This window comes from Vibrio sp. 10N.222.52.B12 (assembly GCF_002875385.1).
Taxonomy (GTDB): Bacteria; Pseudomonadota; Gammaproteobacteria; order Enterobacterales; family Vibrionaceae; genus Vibrio; species Vibrio jasicida.
Map to the genome: position 1 here is coordinate 1 of NZ_MDAW01000117.1, position 19,898 is coordinate 19,898.

At 46.4% G+C, this 19,898-nt stretch carries 15 protein-coding genes; 6 read left to right on the forward strand and 9 right to left on the reverse strand.

Annotation, left to right across the window (positions count from 1 at the left end; translation table 11 throughout):
* The first annotated feature begins 155 nt into the window (after positions 1-155).
* Positions 156-1,268, forward strand: coding sequence for a membrane-bound lytic murein transglycosylase MltC (mltC, locus tag BCT11_RS12500; protein ID WP_042603819.1), 1,113 nt, complete (start codon positions 156-158; stop codon positions 1,266-1,268).
* A 328-nt stretch (positions 1,269-1,596) separates the two neighbouring features.
* On the opposite strand, the gene BCT11_RS12505 is transcribed toward mltC, so the two are convergent.
* The gene (locus BCT11_RS12505; protein ID WP_042603896.1) at positions 1,597-2,781 is read right to left on the reverse strand and encodes an NnrS family protein; all 1,185 of its coding nucleotides are present in this window, start codon (positions 2,779-2,781) and stop codon (positions 1,597-1,599) included.
* Positions 2,782-2,981: 200 nt separating this feature from the next.
* Here BCT11_RS12505 and BCT11_RS12510 point away from each other — a divergent pair, with 200 nt between their 5' ends.
* Positions 2,982-3,533, forward strand: a complete 552-nt coding sequence (locus BCT11_RS12510) for a gamma-glutamylcyclotransferase family protein (RefSeq protein WP_042603820.1) — start codon at positions 2,982-2,984, stop codon at positions 3,531-3,533.
* Between the two features lie 62 nt (positions 3,534-3,595).
* Here BCT11_RS12510 and BCT11_RS12515 read toward each other — a convergent pair whose 3' ends face one another.
* Positions 3,596-3,928 carry a tRNA-binding protein gene (locus BCT11_RS12515; protein ID WP_005436572.1) on the reverse strand — a complete coding sequence of 111 codons (333 nt, stop codon included), beginning with the start codon at positions 3,926-3,928 and terminating at the stop codon, positions 3,596-3,598.
* Positions 3,929-4,049: 121 nt separating this feature from the next.
* Entirely contained in the window at positions 4,050-5,819 is a 1,770-nt protein-coding gene (locus tag BCT11_RS12520; protein ID WP_102388458.1) for an SgrR family transcriptional regulator, read from the reverse strand.
* A 381-nt stretch (positions 5,820-6,200) separates the two neighbouring features.
* Here BCT11_RS12520 and ptsG point away from each other — a divergent pair, with 381 nt between their 5' ends.
* Together ptsG and BCT11_RS12530 are read left to right on the forward strand one after the other, a co-directional pair.
* A complete protein-coding gene (gene ptsG / locus BCT11_RS12525; protein ID WP_102388459.1) occupies positions 6,201-7,610 on the forward strand; it encodes a PTS glucose transporter subunit IIBC in 1,410 nt (469 codons plus the stop codon).
* A gap of 259 nt (positions 7,611-7,869) precedes the next feature.
* Positions 7,870-8,868, forward strand: a complete 999-nt coding sequence (locus BCT11_RS12530; RefSeq protein WP_102388460.1) for a substrate-binding domain-containing protein — start codon at positions 7,870-7,872, stop codon at positions 8,866-8,868.
* Between the two features lie 75 nt (positions 8,869-8,943).
* Here the strand turns inward: BCT11_RS12530 and BCT11_RS12535 are convergent, their stop codons facing one another.
* Positions 8,944-10,332, reverse strand: a complete 1,389-nt coding sequence (locus BCT11_RS12535; RefSeq protein WP_102388461.1) for an MFS transporter — start codon at positions 10,330-10,332, stop codon at positions 8,944-8,946.
* A gap of 70 nt (positions 10,333-10,402) precedes the next feature.
* Positions 10,403-11,473, reverse strand: coding sequence for a cellulase family glycosylhydrolase (locus BCT11_RS12540; protein ID WP_039976287.1), 1,071 nt, complete (start codon positions 11,471-11,473; stop codon positions 10,403-10,405).
* A gap of 213 nt (positions 11,474-11,686) precedes the next feature.
* Here BCT11_RS12540 and BCT11_RS12545 point away from each other — a divergent pair, with 213 nt between their 5' ends.
* Positions 11,687-12,712: a LacI family DNA-binding transcriptional regulator gene (locus tag BCT11_RS12545; protein ID WP_039976286.1), complete on the forward strand. Its 1,026-nt coding sequence runs from the start codon at positions 11,687-11,689 to the stop codon at positions 12,710-12,712.
* A 17-nt stretch (positions 12,713-12,729) separates the two neighbouring features.
* Here the strand turns inward: BCT11_RS12545 and galM are convergent, their stop codons facing one another.
* The 4 genes from galM to galE form a co-directional block, all read right to left on the reverse strand.
* Positions 12,730-13,794, reverse strand: coding sequence for a galactose-1-epimerase (gene galM / locus BCT11_RS12550; protein ID WP_198593944.1), 1,065 nt, complete (start codon positions 13,792-13,794; stop codon positions 12,730-12,732).
* Positions 13,795-13,803: 9 nt separating this feature from the next.
* A complete protein-coding gene (galK, locus tag BCT11_RS12555) occupies positions 13,804-14,964 on the reverse strand; it encodes a galactokinase (protein WP_102388462.1) in 1,161 nt (386 codons plus the stop codon).
* 201 nt (positions 14,965-15,165) lie between these two features.
* On the reverse strand, positions 15,166-16,218 hold the full coding sequence (locus tag BCT11_RS12560) for a UDP-glucose--hexose-1-phosphate uridylyltransferase (protein ID WP_102388463.1): 1,053 nt from the start codon (positions 16,216-16,218) through the stop codon (positions 15,166-15,168).
* A gap of 95 nt (positions 16,219-16,313) precedes the next feature.
* Positions 16,314-17,333, reverse strand: coding sequence for a UDP-glucose 4-epimerase GalE (gene galE / locus BCT11_RS12565; protein WP_063344834.1), 1,020 nt, complete (start codon positions 17,331-17,333; stop codon positions 16,314-16,316).
* 456 nt (positions 17,334-17,789) lie between these two features.
* Here galE and mrdA point away from each other — a divergent pair, with 456 nt between their 5' ends.
* Entirely contained in the window at positions 17,790-19,688 is a 1,899-nt protein-coding gene (gene mrdA / locus BCT11_RS12570) for a penicillin-binding protein 2 (RefSeq protein ID WP_038879032.1), read from the forward strand.
* Positions 19,689-19,898 lie beyond the last annotated feature (210 nt).

Here is a 19,898-nt window from a genome sequence, read left to right on the forward strand (position 1 = left end):
CAGCGCGTTTGCGAGGCTTTTTCTTTTTCGGTGAATACTCAGCATCAAACGCTTCTATCGAAAGCACAAAAAGTTTTAATTTCAGGCGATTAGCACTCTTACTTATTATTTTCTTCAGCCGGCAATTGCCCTCACCTCTAATTTAATCGTATCCGATGAAGAAATCGCTAATCCTGAGCTTACTCCTTCTCGGTGGTTGTTCTGTCGCTCCTGAAGAAACACCACCATGCGCATGTGATGACTACGTTCCTCCTTATGTAAAGCCGCCAAGCGCAGCGAACGAAGACAACATCAAACAGTTACTGGCTTACATCGCTCAAAAAGCCAAAGATCGCTGGGGTGAAGATGAGTTCGTTGAAGCAGGCAAACACCGTTACGTGAAGTACCTTGACGGTTACAACACCCGAGCACACATCGACTTCGAAACGGGTAAGATTTATGTTTCGACAATTTCTCAGTACCAACCAACGGAGAAGCTGCAAAAAGCCATCGTTCAAACTCTGCTCATGCCTGCCGATCCAACTCATGCAGAATTGTTTAGTGACAAAGAAGCGGTTCTGCGTGGAAAACCCTTCTTGCTTGGCCAAGTGCTTGATCAAGATGGTAAACCAATAGAGTGGGAATGGCGTGCTAATCGTTATTCGGATTACCTGATCGAGAATAAGCTACAAAAGAAAGCCATCAAACGCGGCAGTGCTTACTATGTCGAAATCAATATGGTGAAAGATCACCTAGAGCAACGTGAGTATCAATATGCAGGCTTGGTTCGCGATGCTGCTAAACGGTATGGATTGCCAGAAGACCTTATCTTTGCCGTGATCAAAACCGAAAGTAGCTTTAACCCTTATGCGGTTTCTCATGCCGGTGCTTACGGCTTGATGCAAGTAATCCCCAAAACAGCGGGGGCAGATGTGTTTAATTTGGTGAAAAACAAACCGGGCATTCCAACCAAAGAGTACTTGTTCGATCCTGCCAATAACATTGATACAGGCGCGGCGTACTTCTACATCTTGAAGAACCGTTATCTAAGAGATGTAAAACATCCTACCTCGAAACACTTTAGTATGATTTCCGCCTATAACGGCGGTACTGGCGGCGTGCTTTCTACCTTCGATAGTGACCGAAAACGCGCGATGAATGAGCTTAACAGCCTTAACCCGACTCAGGTTTATGATGCGTTAACCACTCAACATCCAAAAGGGGAAGCAAGACGCTACTTGCAAAAGGTGCTGTATTTCCAGAAAGACTTTAGCGAAGGGAATATCTAATTTTATCTAGCCACAAAACGAAAAACGCCGCTTAGTTCCACGGAGGGATAGAACTAAGCGGCCATGTAATTACACGAGAGACACCTATGGGTCTTAAACGTCAATTGGCTAGTTAATCACTCGTGTGCATACGAGTAATAACACATACAGGTTAGCGGACTCCGCGACTTCTAGCACGCTCAAATCCCGCTTTAGAATTCAACGTTTTTCACATTCCTAACAATTTCCTTACTAGAAATAGGTTAATTGCTGAACCAACCTCAAACAAAAAGGGCTCAGCATGCCGCTAAGCCCTTAAATTTGTCTCATTTTTTGCTGAAGATAATGATTATCCTGGGTGTCCATCCACACGAGGGGTCATCAACATCATGCCAAATCGCCATACGAACATACCGAAAGCCAGGATCCACAAGCCACCACTAATATCGATCCAAAGTAACATGTTCGCTGGGTCTAATATCACACCGAGACTTCTCACCAAGGCTGCTAAAAAGATCGCGACGAAGGCGATGCTCATGTTCGGGCCTTTGTAAATCATGCGACCTGTGTGCCCCATAGTCACTCGAGCAATCATCGCTAAGATCAATCCACCTAATGCGCCGATAGCAAACAGATGAATTAAGTTGTGGTTCGCAAACGCATTATCCCAACTTCCACGTAAAATCAGACTCAAAGGCAGACACAAATAAGCCGCATGTAACGACCACACCAACGGCTCGCTAAGCGTCAGCCAAGGCTTCCAGCGCAGGAATCGAACCAACTGCGCCACACCGGCAAACAACATAAGTGGCTGACCAAGTTCCGCAAACGTCACAGGGAAGAAACTCAATACGAACAACATGACTAAAGGTAGGTTTGCTAACCAATCTAACCACAGTAGCGGCTGAGCCTTTTCGAAGTTAAAGCGACGGGCTGTGAAGAATGGAATCACTCGTCCGCCCATGACAGAAAGCAGCAGAGTGAACCACCAAAGCATCGCTTGCCATACCGCAGACGAGGTAAATGGCGGCATGCCTTTCACCGTTGCGTAACTGGCAAAGTTAGCAAAGATGGCGAGCAAGAATAACGGCACAAAGAATAGATTACGCCAGCCTTTCGCGCGGTAAACACGAATGCCCACTTCGTACGCTACAAACAGCAAAAACAGCGCTTCAATGCTGCTGGTTAACCAAAGCGGTGCTGGTGTCCAAAGCAGTATTCTCGGTGCAAGCCACAGTGTAAATACCGCTAACAAGGTGTAGTGTTTCGTGCCGTTAATGCCCGTCCAGTTCTGCACTGCAGTCAGCACAAAGCCCACCACTATTGCCATTGAAAAACCAAATAACATTTCATGAACGTGCCACCACAACGCCGGAACACTCAACGCGCTTGGCTGTCCGGTTTGGAACATCCATACCCATACCGCAATTGCGACAACAGCATAAATAGAGCCAAACATGAAAAACGGTCTAAACCCTAATCGCAGCCATGCAGGGATTTTCTCTTCCACTTTTTTATCGGTGATATTCAGCATTGTGATGCCCTTAAGTACACATTTGATACCGTTCAAAAATTCTACGCGATCGATATTAACACAAACATGCATAAAAAATACATGTTATAAAATCAAACTATCCTTTCGAGGTAAAACCTGTGCTTCATGCGTTGCTTGGTTGGTAGTGTTTAGGTATAACGGATAACAGTGATTTCGTCGAAGTAAGGGAAGCAATCGAGATGTATATATTTGGCTACGGCAGTTTAATCAATACCGCCTCGCGCAAGTTAACGGGTCAAACGGGAGAAGCCATCCCAGTCATCGCTCATGGTCTGGTGCGCTATTGGGGCAAAGTTGACGACAGCTATATTTTGTCACCCTTGGTTGTGAATGAAGGCGAAGGGCAAGTCAATGGCGTACTGCTTGAAGTCGACGATCAAGCGCTAGCGGATTTTGACCGACGCGAGCGTGGCTACCATCGCATTCAAATCCGTCCTGATCAGATTGAAACAGAGGCCACTTTTAACTCTGAGCACAGCATTTGGGTTTATGTGAAAAACGATCCGTTACCACCCTGCTCGCTCAGTCCCATCATGCAAAGCTATGTTGATACGGTCCTCGCTGGATGCTTAGAAGTCTCCCACGCCTTTGCTGAGCACTTCGTTCGCCATACCGTTGGTTGGCATCATGCCAAAGAAAACGATCGCCACCAGCCAAAATACGGCAACTTAGCGGGCGTACAAGATCATCATTATGAGTTGATTGATAACCTAATTGCTCAACACTCTTAAGAACAGAATAAAAAACAGCGCTCTATCAGCGCTGTTTTTTTATTTGAGCAAGCTTAAGGATACTAAACGATTCTCACACCAGCAGGCATCGCGCGTTCAGGCGTTAGTAGAACACTTTCGGATTCATCATCGGTTTCGGCACAAAGCAACATGCACTCAGAGGTTTCACCACGCATCTTAGCTTTCGCGAGATTACACAGAACCACCACTTGTTTCCCCATCAACTCTTCTTCTGTGTAGTAAGGCACCAAACTGGTGACGGTTTGCAGTGTTTTCTCACCGATGTCGATCTGCACGATGTAAAGCTTATCTGCGTTTTCGTGACGCGCCACTTCGATGATTTTTCCGGTGCGAATTTCTAGCTTTGCGAAGTCTGAGTAAGCGATCGTTTCCATTGATTAAAACCTCAAGTAAAATTTTACTAAAACAAACTCTACATTATCACTTAGTACTTCAAATACAAGAGGTGAAGATCGCATTTTGATGAGCAAAGATCGTGCTGATTACAATCGCCCTTTACCAAATCTCACTCAACTTCGGCCAACCCCACGCCGTGATCTCTACACCTTTGAATATGTCTTGAAAGCTAAGTGTTTGTCTGTGGTGAAGCATAGGGCTGACTACGCCTTCATAGATCAGCACAGAGCCAAGTTGCTCTAACTGGGTGAGGTAATCTTCCGGAGCGCTAAACTGTCGAATTTGGTTGATCTCAGCCACCAGCCAGTCGCTGACGTCAGATCCGATCGTGGCGTGCAAAATGGGATCGCTGAGGAAAAACAGTAAAGCCGAGACTTGTCGGTTGTCATCCAAGTTAAAACTGCTCAAGACAATCTCTTCACTAAAGCCCTCTCCAAGCGCTTTTTCAATAAATGCTTCAAACGAATAAACGTTTACTTCAACCTTGATGCCATGTTCCGTCAAGATTTGCTCAGCGGCTCTCGCACTGCGTTGAATACCAAGGTGGAAATAACAGGCGATTCGGATTGAACTCGGTAGCGCTACTTCATCGCTTCTCAGATATTTGACGTTGTGCCAGAAGGGGAAAAAGTTATGTGCGATCTCAGCCCCAAAGGTGGTTTCGTTACGTTCCAATTGCTGCCAAATGTTCTCACCACTCAAGGCATCACTCAGCCAACGTCGCTGAGCGTGTGATAAGTTAGGATGATTGTGATTGAAAATCATAAACAAGCATCCTTCTTCCACGCGATCTTTCGATGCTGTGTGTTTGGCATCGATGATGCGCTCACCCACTTCTTCATCTGAAGAGTTGGTGATGACCTTTTTCGAGTACTGCTCTGTCTTAGGTAAATCGTGGGGGTAATTGGAAGCCTTTGCACCTTCCTTCTTTTCACTGTTTAACGACCAGATGGTGACTTTATCTGTGAGGGAGCGAAATCCGTGGAAGCGCTCATTCGCCATCAAGGTAAGTTTGTTGTTCGTGTGCGATTCCAGAGAGAAAATGCCACAGCCGATGCTGTCAGAAGATAGGTTATTGAGTTGCTCGACAGGTTGTAAGGAGTATTTCAGATCACTCAATAATGCAGCGAAGCCTTTGTCTGGACGAGTAAGTTGAACGGAAAATCGATAAGGCGACTCGACGGAAACCGTTTCAAGGTGATCGAGTTCATTTTGATAATATGGAAGCTGCTGCCAATGATTTAGTAACTTCACCATCAACTCTGCATCCACTTTTCCGCCATGATGAAAGCAAACAGACGGACGAAGATAAAACGTCCATGTTCGCCACTCTTCATCGGCTTGCCAATGATGCGCAATGTTTCCGACTAACTCGCCATCAGATGTCATAGAAACCAAGCAAGCGTGAATTTGACGAATTAAGAAACGCTCGCTGTTTCGTTGCGGTGTGATTGGATTGAGCGTAGCAAAAGAGCGGTTATAGGTGAGTTGTACACTGACTTTGCCTTCTGTCACTTGGGCGCCGGAAGTCTGCTTGAGCAGTTGCTCAAACACGACTTGGTCGAAGCCAAGAAACTCAAGTGCTCGGTCGTATTTGCTCTCTTTGATCCATTCAAGAGCGATAGAGCGCTTCACCTCTGTACGATCGATGTTACGAATTAAGGTCGAACGTTGGTTACGCCCCACTCTGGGTATCCAAGCGGTCCAGTTGAGCGCATTCATCTGCTTGAGAATAGCTCGGGCATGCCTTGGGCTGGTGAACATCTTGTCTGCAATCTCGGCAAGCGTCACCGCGTATTCCTCTCGCAGCTCAAAACTCTCTACACGTTCGTAGTAGCGAAAAAGATTAATACTCTCCAAAACAGGCACTCCAAAACTAAAATTCTGTTCCTTATATTAGCGTTTAATGCCTTCATTCAAGTAAAAAGGTCTAAAAACTTAGTTATCAGGAACAAGAAAAACAAAATTCACTCTGTTTTTTCATGCCTTATTTTTACCCAAAATACACTTAGATTCTGACGCAGTCCTAAGGTTGAGCGATCGAAACGGTGCCCTTCAATTAGTAAAAGCGCCCTATTTTTTAGCTCAGCACACCACTTATAAAGCTTTAGCGATAGCAACCAGTTTTTATGTTTATGCTCCAACCCCCGCAAACCATAATCACGATGCTATCGCTAATCTCCCCGCTTCCCACAGTTTATTCATGACTGCGCCACTCAAGATTTTTATCTAACAAGTTGGAGTATTTTTATGTTTGCTAACTTTTTTGCCAACCTTTCTAAGGTCGGTAAGGCGCTCATGTTGCCTATAGCCTCGATGCCCGCGGCGGGTATCCTTTTGGGTATTGGCTCGGCGCAATTTGGGTTTATTACACCCGTCGTTTCTGAATTGATGGCAGAAGCGGGGGGCGCGGTATTTGGTAACCTGCCGCTTATCTTTGCGCTTGGCGTTGCGATCTCATTTACCAACAATGACGGTGTTGGTGCGGTTGCGGCAGGTATTGGTTATTACGTATTAGTCGCTACGCTAAAAGTCATGGCTGGCGTGCTGGGCGTGGACCATATCGACACAGGTGTGCTCGGCGGCATCATCTCAGGTGCAGTTGGTGCGTATATGTTTAACCGCTTCTACACCATCAAGATGCCAGCTTACTTGGCCTTCTTCGCGGGTAAACGATTTGTCCCGATCGTCACATCATTTTCTATGCTGTTTTTGGGTATTGCGATTGCCTTTATTTGGCAACCAATTGGCTCCGGTATTGATTGGTTTGGCACATGGGCAACCGAGCAAAACCCATTGGTGGCATTCTGGGCTTACGGCACCGCGGAACGTGCTCTGATCCCATTTGGTCTGCACCATGTGATTAACGTAATTATTCAGCTTCAAGCCGGCGAGTTTGTGAACGCTGCTGGTCAAGTATTCCACGGAGAGATCCCTCGCTTCTTCGCTGGCGACCCAAATGCGGGCAACCTAGCGGGTGGCTACTTATTCAAGATGTTTGGTCTTCCTGCGGCGGCAATTGCGATTGGCCGTGCAGCAAAACCAGAGAACCGCACCAAAGTTATGGGCATCATGATCTCAGCTGCGCTAACGTCGTTCCTAACTGGTATCACTGAACCTATCGAGTTTGCGTTCTTGTTCATCTCGCCTGTGCTTTACGTGATTCACGCGATCATTGCGGGTCTGGCTTACCCACTGTGTATCATGCTGGGCGTTAAACATGGCTACAGCTTTAGTGCAGGTCTTATCGACTACGTGACCTTCTTTGGTATTTCGACTAAAGGTTGGATGATCATCCCATTAGGTTTGGCATACGCAGCGCTGTACTACGTTGTGTTCACTTGGTTCATTAAGACGTTCGATCTGAAAACACCAGGGCGTGAAGATCAAGGCAGCAGCAAAGCCGTCAATGACACCAGTTCAGAGTTTGCCAGTGAGTTGGTTAGCGCGTTTGGCGGAAAACAAAACATCTTAAGCACCGATGCTTGTATCACTCGATTGCGCATCCAAGTCGCAGAGCAAGACAAAGTCGACGAAGCCAAACTGAAAGCACTTGGTGCAGCAGGTGTGGTGCGAGTTGGTACAGGCGTACAAGCTATCTTTGGCGGCAACAGCGATGTGTACAAAACCCAAATGGTTGATTGGATGAACAACAACTAGCTTTCTGAGCGCCATTTTCTGTGGCCTGTAAAGAGAAATAGAAACGACAAATCGCGGTCGCATCAATGACCGCGATTTTTTGTTTTCATACTACTAATCAACGCCCTAGCTAAGATAACGTTTACACATCACATATATTCAATAAATTCATAGAGTAAGACCAAATTCATCGCAATATAAAAATGGTGTTGATTGCACTTATTACACAATGGGTGTTTAATACTCCAATTAACGTTATTTAGCCCACGAAAGGTCCCTCATGGCAACAATCAAGGATGTCGCGAAAGAAGCCGGCGTATCGGTCGCGACCGTCTCTCGCGTGATCAATAAATCACCGAAAGCGAGCCAATCTTCTATCGACGCAGTGACGCAAGCAATGAGCAAACTGGGCTACCGTCCAAACGCAGCGGCGCGTGCACTCGTCAGCCAAAGTACCAACACCATGGGCGTGCTTGTGGGTGATGTCTCAGACCCGTTCTTCGGAACACTGGTGAAATCGGTAGATAACGTGGCGCGTGAAAACGGCAAACACATTCTGATTGGTAATGGCTACCACAACCCAGAAGACGAACGCCAAGCGCTAGAACTTCTGATCAACAGCCGTTGTGAAGCCATTGTGATTCACTCTAAAGGTCTATCAGATGAAGAACTGATCGGCTACGCCAAAGAAGTCAAAGGCATGGTGTTGATCAACCGCCATATCCCAGAGTTGGCAGAGCGTTGTATCTCTCTTGATAACCGCAAGGGCGCGTACTTAGCGACGGAATATCTGATTTGTCATGGTCACACCAAGATCGCTTGTATCGCCTCATCCCATGACATCGAAGATACCGACGAGCGTTTACAAGGTTACCAAGCGGCACTGAAAGATCACGATATCGAGCTATCAAAAAGCTATGTCGAATATGGTGAGCCAAACAGTGACGGCGGCGAAACAGCCATGACCAATCTGCTGACCAAATCACTCGCAATCACAGGCGTGGTGGCGTACAACGACTACATGGCAGCAGGTGCACTGGCAGCGTTAGACCAAAACGGCATCGACGTACCAGAAAAAGTGTCCATGGTTGGCTTCGACGATGGCTTAATTGCTCGCTTCGTTAATCCAAGTTTGACCACGATTCGTTACCCAATCGAAATGATGGCAGAGCGTGCCGCGCGTTTGGCGTTAGCGTTATCACGTGATGAACAAGTGGAAGATGACACCATCATATTTAGCCCGACTTTAGTGCGCCGCAACTCGGTAGATCGCCTTTAGTTCTAATCTCTAAAAGACAAATACAAGAAAGCCCGCTCAATCCGATTAAGCGGGCTTTTTCACTTCAAAGGTTTATTAGCTTAATGCCTCATTGGCATTAGTCTGTGTCACTTCAACCCCATCCGCAAATTCACCACGTTGCAGTTTCTCACGCAGGATTGCATGCTGGTCTTCTGTGAAGGTATAACGAGACATAATAAAAATACGAACCAAAGCTCCTAGTGCAGGCAATAAAGCTATACAGAAAAACATGCCATTTAGCGCTGTTTCAGTCTGCTCCACATTCGGTACGTAGCCAATCATCGTTAGGATGATACCTGTTAAACCACCAGCGACTGCTACGGAAAGTTTGCCTGTGAAAGTCTGCCCAGAAAACGTAATCGCTGCCGTACGCTTTCCACTGTGGTAGTAAGAATATTCTACCGTATCTGCAATCATTGCTGAGATTAGTGGGTTCGTCATCATGAATATTCCCGTAACAACAGCTAACCAAGTCATAACTGCCGTTGGGTTATCGTAACCGGTAAGGTAAAAGCCAACGCGAGCGATGATCTCAAGCACACATAAAGCGATGAATATGTCGCGCTTTTTGAATCGCTTCGTTAGTACTGGCGTGGCTAAACAAGCGATCGCACTCACCAAAGTAATAGTACCAATCAAAGAAACCAAGCCTGCATCACCCATGTTGTAAGTAAAGAAGAAAATGTACAGGCCATTTACTAGGTTAAAGAACACATTCATAAAGAAAGCGGCAAGAATAAAGAATAATGGCTTGTTCTTACGTACCGCTTGGAAAGTTTGTTTAAGCGTGACCTTCTCACAGCTCGCAGTGGATATACGCTCTTTAGTGTTGAAAAAACCGTTCAACATGAACAACAGACCCGCAATCATCAACACTGCCACTGCAGGCAGGTAACCCTGATCTGCACGTCCGTCGGCAAAATAAGCACTCAGTTTAGGGAAAATAACTAACGTCGCACCAATACCCGCATTTACACCAAGCATTGCGCAAGTTGCTGCTTTAGCACGCTCTTGCGGCTCGTCTGTCATGACAGAAGACATTGACCAGAAAGGCACATCTGAAATGGTGTAAAGCGTTCCCCAAAGAATGTAAGTGATACCCGCGTACATTACCTTTGTAGAAGTATCGGCATCAATGTTGTAGAAAGAAGCGATCGTCACCAAGACGATAAGAAATGGTGTAAACAACATGTACGGGCGGAACTTACCAAACCGAGATTCAAGCGTGTCCATATAGCCCGCAATCAAAGGATCGTTCACCGCATCCCAAACTCGGGCAATTAAGAATATCGTACTCGCCGCTATCGGCGATATACCTAAGATATCGGTATAGAAGTAAAGAATAAAAGAGCCGACTAGGCCAAAGCTAAAGCACTGGCCTACTCCGTAGCCGAAGTAAGACATCAGCTCCTTATTCGTTAATCTGTTTTGTAGAGTAGTCATAGTTCACGTCTCAATTGAGTTAATTATAGATTGGCTGCCGACCTAAATCTCAAGGTCGGCTCACAGGCAATTAATCCACTTCTGCGAGTATTTTGATTAACTGCACTTCACTTGGGTCATATGGCTGTCCTTGCTCATCAAGCAGATCGTGGAACCATCGACTTGCGTAGTCGGTATCGTTACGTTTAATTTCTGGCCAAGGTAAGTGAGTTTGAGTCTTGCCTTTCACTAACCCCCACTGGTAACAACCAATGGTTTTCTGTTTGAAAATAGGCAGTTGTTCATGCAGATGAGATTCAGCGTGACGCGCTAACCATTCAGTGCACATCATTGGGCGGTTATAAGCTTCCACAATTTCGACAGCGTTATGGAAGAGGTCGATGGGAAGATAAGCGTGGAACGTGATGATATCTGACAGCTCTAAAGCTTTGCGATCTGTAGGGTGTTCGAAGATCGGTAGGCTTCGATCTAGAATGCTAGGGGCGTGCCATGCTCCCACCGTAAGAGGCTGTGATGGGTTTTCATCTCGCGCCCATTCAAATGCCTTTACCATCAGATCATGACTGAATACTTCCATTTCTTCGTCATATGCAAACTCACCTTCATTGGTGAAAATCATACGATTGGTCGGTTCGTTATACAGATCCCAGATAACAATACGAGGGTCATTCTTGTAAGTTGAAATAATGTCTCGAATATAGGTTTCAACCTCTCCCCATAGTGTTTTATCCATTACGACATTACGGCCTGGGCTTGCGGCTGCTTGGCTATTGTGCAAATCCGGAACGGGTGCTTTTTGCTCACCAAGATAAGGATGATCGCCAGAAAAACCGCAATCATCCATCGGTGTCATCATCACCTTAATTTGGTTACGTTCACAAATATCTAGAAAGCGCTCAATACGCTCATGCAAACCTTGGCGATCCGCCTGCCAAACAATGAAAGGTAAGTTAGTACGTAATGTGTTGTAGCCAACTTCTCTCGCCCACGCTAACTCCTGCTCCATAACTTCAGGAGAGAACGATTCGGCTTGCCACATCTCATTCCAGTTAACCGCGGTTCTTGGCAAATAGTTAAAGCCACGCAGCCATCCATGTTCTTTTTGCCACTGCCATGCTTTCTCTTCTGACCATCTTGTCATCTTACTAACCTCAAAACTAAATTATTAACTAATAATATTAGCTAATATATTAATAAATGATTTGGCCGCCAGATCATCACAAAATAAACGTGGTGCTCATCACAGCTTTAGTGGCTCTATGACATGACTTTGTGATCAACATCTTTTGGGGATGATCTGGTCTTAATCTTTAGCTAATATCTTTAGCTAAGAAAATTATCCGTAAATCGAAGAATGGCTAAAAAAGTAACTATGAGTGATATTGCTGCGGAAGCAGGGGTATCCCAGTCAACCGTGTCTTTGGTGTTGAATGGCTCTACATCGGTAAAAATTGCAGATACCACCAAACAAAAGGTCCTTGAAACCGCAGAGTCGCTTGGCTATAAGAATAAGAAAGTGGCTCATGCGCTTGGTCGCCCCCAAAAAATCGCCTTGGTGATCAATGGACTGACTAGCTACGATCCTTTTATTGATGCAATTAACGCCGCTCGTGAAGAAGCGTGGGCGAACGACTTTATTCTAGTGACGTTCAATTACAGTCACGATGAAGTATTGGCGAGTAAGATTGAAGCAGAAATAAATAGCGGTGATTATGCTGGCTTGGTTTATGCGTCGAGCATGACCCGTGAACTTGAACAACAACGCGTCAATACAGCACTACCAACCATACTTTTAAACTGTACAAACGAAAGTGCTTACGAAACACCAAGCGTTTTACCCGCAGATATGATAGGCGCTTACAAAGCAGTCTCTCACCTTACTCAACAAGGTTATCGTCGTATTGCAATGCTCACTGGTGAAAACTGGATGCTTGCAAGTCAGCAGCGCAGAGAAGGGTATCGTCAAGCATTGATTGACGCCGATATTATTCCGAATAACGCGTACGTTGCTGAAGCGAATTGGTCTCTAAAAGAAGCGCACCAACAGACGCTAGCGCTGTTTAACTTGGAGCAACCACCTGAAGCGATATTCTGTGGAAGTGACTACATGGCGATGGGGTGTTACCAAGCATTGGCGGAGTTAGGTCTTAAGATTCCTCAGGATGTTGCGGTGGTTGGATACGATAATCAACAGATTGCCTCTGAAAGCTTTCCCGCACTATCCTCTGTTGAGCTGCCTTACTCAGATATGGGTAAGCTCGCCGTTGAATCCTTGATGGCTCTGATAGAAGAGCAACCTTTACTCTCCAACAAGCGAAAAGTAGAAGGTGAATTGATTATTCGAACTTCTTCGACAAAAACAAAAAAGGTGGGCATTTAGCCCACCAAAAAAGCTATCTAAAATTCAAAGCCATAGATGGTTTGATGCTGATAGCAGTCCCCAGAGTTCAACACCCCACTGTTGATACCCCATTCAGGTTTATTCGGCCCATCAGGAAAGTACTGTGTTTCCAGTGCTAGTCCATCATAGAGCTCATAACTTTTGCTCTTACCTGGTGTTCCTGCGAGGAAATTACCAGAGTAAAACTGCACGGCTGGTTTTGTCGTTTTGACCGTCATCGTGACTTCTTGTTGAGGTGAAATCAGAACCGCGGCGACAGACACGCCATTGGTCACTTCAGGCTTGAACACAAAGGCGTGATCGTAGCCGCCAGCGGTTTTCTGATCGGGTTCACTCAGGAAATCTCTCCCTACCACTTTAGCGGATGAGAAATCAAAACTGGTTCCTTCTACAGGCTTTAGGTCTCCTGTAGGAATTAGACCTTGATCAGTCGGTAAGTAGTGAGCAGCATTTAGCTGTAGTTCATGATCTAAGCTTTTAGAGTCAGAACCTTCTCCCGCCAAGTTAAAGTAAGCATGATTCGTTAAATTCACTGGGCACGCTTTATCTGTGCTTGCTTCATAAGTAATCGACACTTCGTTGTCGTCCGTTAAAACGTACGTCACCTTAACGTCTAGATTACCCGGGTAACCTTGGTCACCATCTTCAGAATGAAGTTCAAATACAGCTTGCTGAGCATCCTGCTCGACAATAGTCCAACGCCTTTTGTCAAACCCCTCTAAACCACCATGCAATGAGTTTTCACCATTATTGATGCCAAGTTGGTAGCGCTGTCCCTCAAGCTCAAACGCCCCCTTGGCAATACGGTTAGCAAAGCGACCAATAATCGAGCCAAAGTAAGCCCCTTGCCTCATATGCTCAATCATATTTGGCGAGCGCAGTAACACTTCGCGATGCACTCCATGGATAGGCAAAGTACAACTTAACCACGTCGCACCGACATCCATAAAAGACGCAGTCATTCCGTTACTGTTGGTTAAGTGAATCAGCTTCGCTGGGAGACCATCAAACGAAGGTGTATTGGCCATCGCTTGCTGTAAGTTTTCAAAATACTCTCTCATTCCGGCCTCTTAAAGTACTTCGACTAAACCAGCGCCGTTTTTCGCTTGGCACACGTAGATGGATTCTTTTAGGCCCGTTGCTGCTTGGTACTTCGCTTCTACCGTTGCTTTCACTTCGTCAACCAATGCTGGTGGTACCATTGCAACGATACAACCACCAAAACCGCCGCCTGTCATACGCACACCGCCTTGCTCGCCAATCACCTCTTTCACCATCTCAACTAACGTATCGATTTCTTTGACTGTGATTTCGAAATCATCACGCATAGAAGCATGAGACTCAGCCATCAACTCCCCCATGCGCTTCATGTTGTGCGTACGAAGTGCTTGCGCCGCTTCTACCGTGCGGTCGTTTTCTGTGATTACGTGACGAGCACGTTTTGCGACCATTTCGTCTAGCTCAGAGACTTTCTCGTTGAACTGTTCAATGGTCACATCACGCAGCGCTTTTACACCGAAGATGCGCGCGGCTTCTTCACACTGCTCACGACGCGTGTTGTATTCGCTGTCGACCAAGCCACGTTTTTTGTTTGAGTTGATGATCACCACGGCCATATCTTCAGGCATCGATACAGCTTCAGTTTCTAGACTACGGCAGTCCAATAGCATAGCGTGGTTTGCACGGCCTTCTGCCGAAATCATTTGGTCCATAATGCCGCAGTTACAACCGACGAATTCGTTCTCTGCTTGCTGCCCATTTAGTGCGATTTCCGCTTGGCTGATTTCTAGATTGAACAACACTTTGAACGTTTGACCGATCACGACTTCCAACGCTGCAGACGAGCTTAAACCCGCACCTTGAGGGACGTTACCGCTAACAGAAATATCCGCACCAGAGAATTGGTAACCACGAGCAAGTAGACACTTCACCACACCGCGAATGTAGTTCGCCCACATTTTGTCTTGTTGGAAGGTGATTTCTTGCGTGATGTCGAACTCATCCACGGCGTTGCCGTAATCCACAGAAACCACGCGCACTAAGTTGTCTTCACGCTTCGCTGCCGCCACAACGGTTTGGTAGTTGATCGCACATGGCAGTACAAAACCGTCGTTGTAATCAGTGTGCTCACCAATCAGGTTTACACGACCAGGCGCTTGAATAATATGACTTGGGGCGTAACCCAGCACTTGTTCAAAAGAGGTTTTCACATTTTGGATTAGATCAGACATAGGGACGTTCTCTTAAATTATAAATTTGGTATTGGTGTAACCAGCGTTAAGTCCTGATTTCCAGTTTCGTATTCACTCGGTCTAATCCTCCCCCTTAATAAGGGGGAGTTAGAGGGGGTTAGCCCTCCCCTCCCGAATAAAAGGGAATTTGACCGAGCTTTAGGTAAAACCAGCGATAACTCCGGCTATTCATTAATTGGTTTATTGCTCTTTGTAATGCACATCGCTTAAGTCACGCAGACGCTGCGCCGCTTGTTCTGCGGTTAGGTCGCGTTGGCTTTCTGCCAGCATTTCATAACCAACCATGAACTTACGAACCGTTGCACTACGCAGCAGTGGCGGGTAGAACAACGCATGCAGTTGCCAATGGTCGATATCGGTACCTTCTTCAAAGAACGGCGCGTAATGCCAGCCCATTGAGTAAGGGAAAGAGCATTGGAATAGGTTGTCGTAACGGCTGGTTAGCTTTTTGATTGCAACCGCAAGATCATCGCGTTGCTCATCGGTTAGCTCACTCATTCGACGAATGTGCGTTTTAGGAAGTAGCATGGTTTCGAATGGCCACGCCGCCCAGTAAGGAACAACAGCAAGCCAGTGTTCGGTCTCAACCACGGTACGTGAACCGTCTTTAAGTTCAGCTTGCACGTAATCCACTAGCAAGTTGCTACCATGCTCTTGGTAGTACGCTTTTAAGTTGTGTTCTTTGCGTTCGATTTCGTTTGGCAAGAAGCTGTTTGCCCAGATTTGACCGTGCGGGTGAGGCTGAGAACAACCCATGGTCTCGCCCTTGTTCTCGAATGCTTGCACCCAAACGTAGTCTTTCCCCAACTCTTCGATTTGATCATTCCACGTGTCAATCACGCCACGAATTTTGTCGACCGGTAGCTCAGGCAAGGTTTTGCTGTGATCAGGCGAGAAACAAATCACTCGGCTCAAACCGCGCACACCTTGTGTTTTGAACAGTGGGTTATCTGACTCAGGAGCATCTGGAGAGTCCACCATCAGTGCTGCAAAGTCATTTTGGAACACATACGTGCCTTGGTAATCTGGGTTAACATCACCAGAAATACGCTCGTTTGTTGGGCAAAGGAAACACTTCTCGTCGTAGCTTGGTAGCTCATCAATCGCAGGTTTCTCATCGGCGCCACTCCATGGGCGTTTTGCACGATGCGGTGACACCAAAATCCACTGACCCGTTAATGGGTTGTAACGACGGTGTGGGTGATCCACTGGGTTAAATTCAACATTCGACATCTTACTTACTCAACTTTTAGAATTTCTTTCATCTGCATTCCCCAATGAAATTGGAGTTGCAGCTAGACGGTCAATCAACAACGCTGCAGCATCAATTACGCAGGGGAATAGCCTTGCGGGTTATTTGACTGCCACTTCCACGTATCTGCCGTCATTTCCGCAACACTGCGCGTCGCTTTCCAACCAAGGTCTCGCTCCGCTTTATCTGTACTTGCCCAGCATTCTGCGATGTCACCCGGGCGACGAGGACAAAGCTCGTAAGGCACTGGATGGCCGCAAGCCGTTGCGAATGCTTCTACCATTTCAAGCACACTAGAGCCTTTGCCCGTACCTAGGTTGTAAATGTGCAAACCGGCTTTTTCACCTACCGATTTAAGCGCTGCGATATGGCCATCAGCCAAGTCCATCACGTGGATATAATCACGCACGCCTGTGCCATCCGGCGTTAGGTAGTCATTGCCAAATACCGACAGTTTCTCGCGGCGGCCTACTGCCACTTGCGCGATAAACGGCATCAAGTTGTTTGGGATGCCCTGAGGGTCTTCACCCATAGTGCCCGATGGATGCGCACCAACTGGGTTGAAGTAGCGCAGCAACGTCACGCTCCAATCGTTTTCTGCGTTGAACAAATCGCTCAAGCACTCTTCCACCATGTACTTGCTGCGACCGTATGGGTTAGTGGTCGCCCCCGTTGGAGAGTCTTCCGTAATCGGCACAATGTCAGGATCGCCGTAAACCGTTGCCGATGAGCTAAATACAATGCTTTTCACGCCCGCTTTACGCATGCTGCGCGCCAACACCAATGAGCCATTCACATTGTTATCGTAGTATTCCAATGGTTTCGCGACAGATTCGCCCACCGCTTTCAGGCCAGCAAAGTGAATCACAGCTTGAATGTCATGCTTGGCAAATACTGAGTCCAAAAAGGCTTCATCGCGAATGTCGCCTTGGTAGAAAGCTGGTTGCTTACCGGTTAGCGCTTCAATGCGGCTTAACACTTCCACTTTGGCATTACACAAGTTGTCGACAATGATTGGCTCCATACCTGCTTCAATCATCTGGACACATGTGTGACTGCCGATGTACCCCATACCGCCTGTGACAAGAACTTTCACTTTTGCTTCTCCACTTTTGCTGCTCGATGCTTGGAAATTGGTTGAGCCTGCTCACCAAGCAAATTCGCTTATCTCTTAACTGGCTAAAAGTCTACCAATCAAAACCGATCCAGATCCGTGATCAAACTCAAAATAGTGTAAACGTTTCCACAAAATTGCATCACGATTCAAAATCAATAAAAATAAATAAAGCTGGGTTATAGAAGAAAAATGGGAAAGATTTATGACACTTACATGTATAAACGTTTACACAATGTAAGAAAAACACGGTGATTCACGCAAACCAGAAAGATGATTTTCCGCAATCGATACCTGACATTGCTCTTACAAAGCAAGAGATAAAGCCCGCTACAGTAGCCCCGCCCCAAATGTAACCTTTTGTAACAAGACTCAAATCTGCGTCTTTTTCCTTTTATCGGGGCATGCTGAGAATAAAAACAAATCTGAAGGGCCCTCATGCTACGCAAGCGAAACGAATTTCGAGATCATAATCAAGAAGTAAGGTTATTTAAAAACCGTGCCGTCGTTGCCTTTCTCGGCATGGTTATTTTGCTGGGAGGATTGGTCGCTAACCTCTACAACTTGCAAGTTAATCATTTCAAAGATTACCAAACTCGCTCTAATGACAATCGCATTAAGATTCTTCCTATCGCGCCCACTCGCGGTCTTATCTATGACCGCAATGGCGTTTTGATTGCTGAAAACCGCCCAGTTTACAACCTCGATATGATCCCTGAGCAAGCAGGCGACCCCGATGCTTTGCTTGAAAAACTCGCTCATTACATCGACATCACACCAGAACAAATTGAGTCATTCAAAAAACGCTACAAGCACACTCGCCGTTTTCGTTCTGTCACCATTTTGAACGAACTCAACGACAAACAAGTTGCGCGTTTTTCGGTGCATCAACATGAATTTGATGGTGTATTTGTAACTGCAGATCTTAAACGTTACTACCCTTACGGGAAGGAATTAACACACGTTCTAGGCTATGTTTCTCACATTAATGACCGCGATCTACGACGCTTAGACAAAGAAGGCAAAGCACAAAACTACCAAGCGACTCAGAACATCGGAAAACTGGGCGTGGAGCGTTACTACGAAGACATTTTGCATGGCACCAAAGGCTATGAAGAAGTAGAAGTAAACAGTCGCGGGCGCGTGATTCGTACCATTAAGTACGTGCCGCCAATTGCAGGGAAAGACATCGTTTTAAACCTCGATATCGAACTACAAGAGTATGTTTATCAGCAACTGGATAATCGTCAGGGCAGCGCTGTTGTACTCGATCCAAGAGATAATAGCGTCCTTGCGATGGCATCTAGCCCAAGTTATGACCCAAACCCATTTGTGAACGGCATTTCCAGCAAAGCCTACAGCGCATTGTTGAACGATCCAGCCCACCCGCTCGTAAACCGAACCACGCTAGGTGTCTATCCACCCGCTTCAACCGTCAAACCCTTTATGGCAGTCGCTGGGCTTGAAGAACATGTGATCACGCCAAGTACGGTGCGTAACGATCACGGTTCTTGGCGTATTCCAGGTTCAAAACCGAATTCAAAAGCTTGGCGAGATTGGAAACGTTGGGGTCACGGCAACGTGGATGTTACCAAGGCAATCGAGGAATCGGTTGACTCGTTCTTCTACCAAACCGCATTTGATTTGGGTATTGACCGCATCTCTAAATGGATGAACAAATTCGGCTTCGGCTTGCCGACAGGCATTGATATCTATGAAGAGAGCAGTGCCAACATGCCGACACGAGAATGGAAAATTGCCCGTCACCGTACGCCTTGGTATCAAGGGGATACCGTTCCGATTGGGATCGGACAAGGTTACTGGACAGCCACTCCGATGCAGATCGCCAAAGCCACTTCATTCCTTATCAATCATGGAGAGATGAAAGCACCACATCTGCTAAGAGCGGTGATTGAGCACGGTGAAGATTTTGAAAACCAAGTCGAAGTCGCACCGAAAGATCTACCACCAATTGAAGGTGTGCCAGATAAATACTGGGACATTCCAATCAATGCGATGCGCTTGGTAAACAATGGCGCACATGGCTCTGGTCGTCGCGCATTTAAAGGCGCGGAATACAGCAGTGGTGGCAAATCCGGTACCGCCCAGGTATTTGGCTTGCGCAAAGACGAGGTCTATAACTCGAAAAAGCTCGCGAACCACCTACTTGACCACGCGTTGTTCACTGCCTTTGCACCGTACGACCATCCAAAATACGTAGCGACCGTTGTGATTGAGCACGGTAACGGAGGTTCAAAAGTCGGGGCACCATTCATTCGCCATGTGTTTGACCACTTGCTTGTAGAACCAGATAAAACCAAAGGTAAAAAGTCTTAGGTTTAATCTTATCGCCTTACCACTCGTTTTAAGTCGTGAGAGTAAATAACAAAGCCCGAACGGATTGTCCTAGCCGTTCGGGCTTTTGTTTGCCTAAAAAAACCTCTTATCGCGGTGATCGCTTCATTTCACCCCTCGCACAGTTTTACTAAAAATTTGTGCATCCATAAGTAGCTGTTTACAATGGTGGGATTATTGCTTATCTCACTG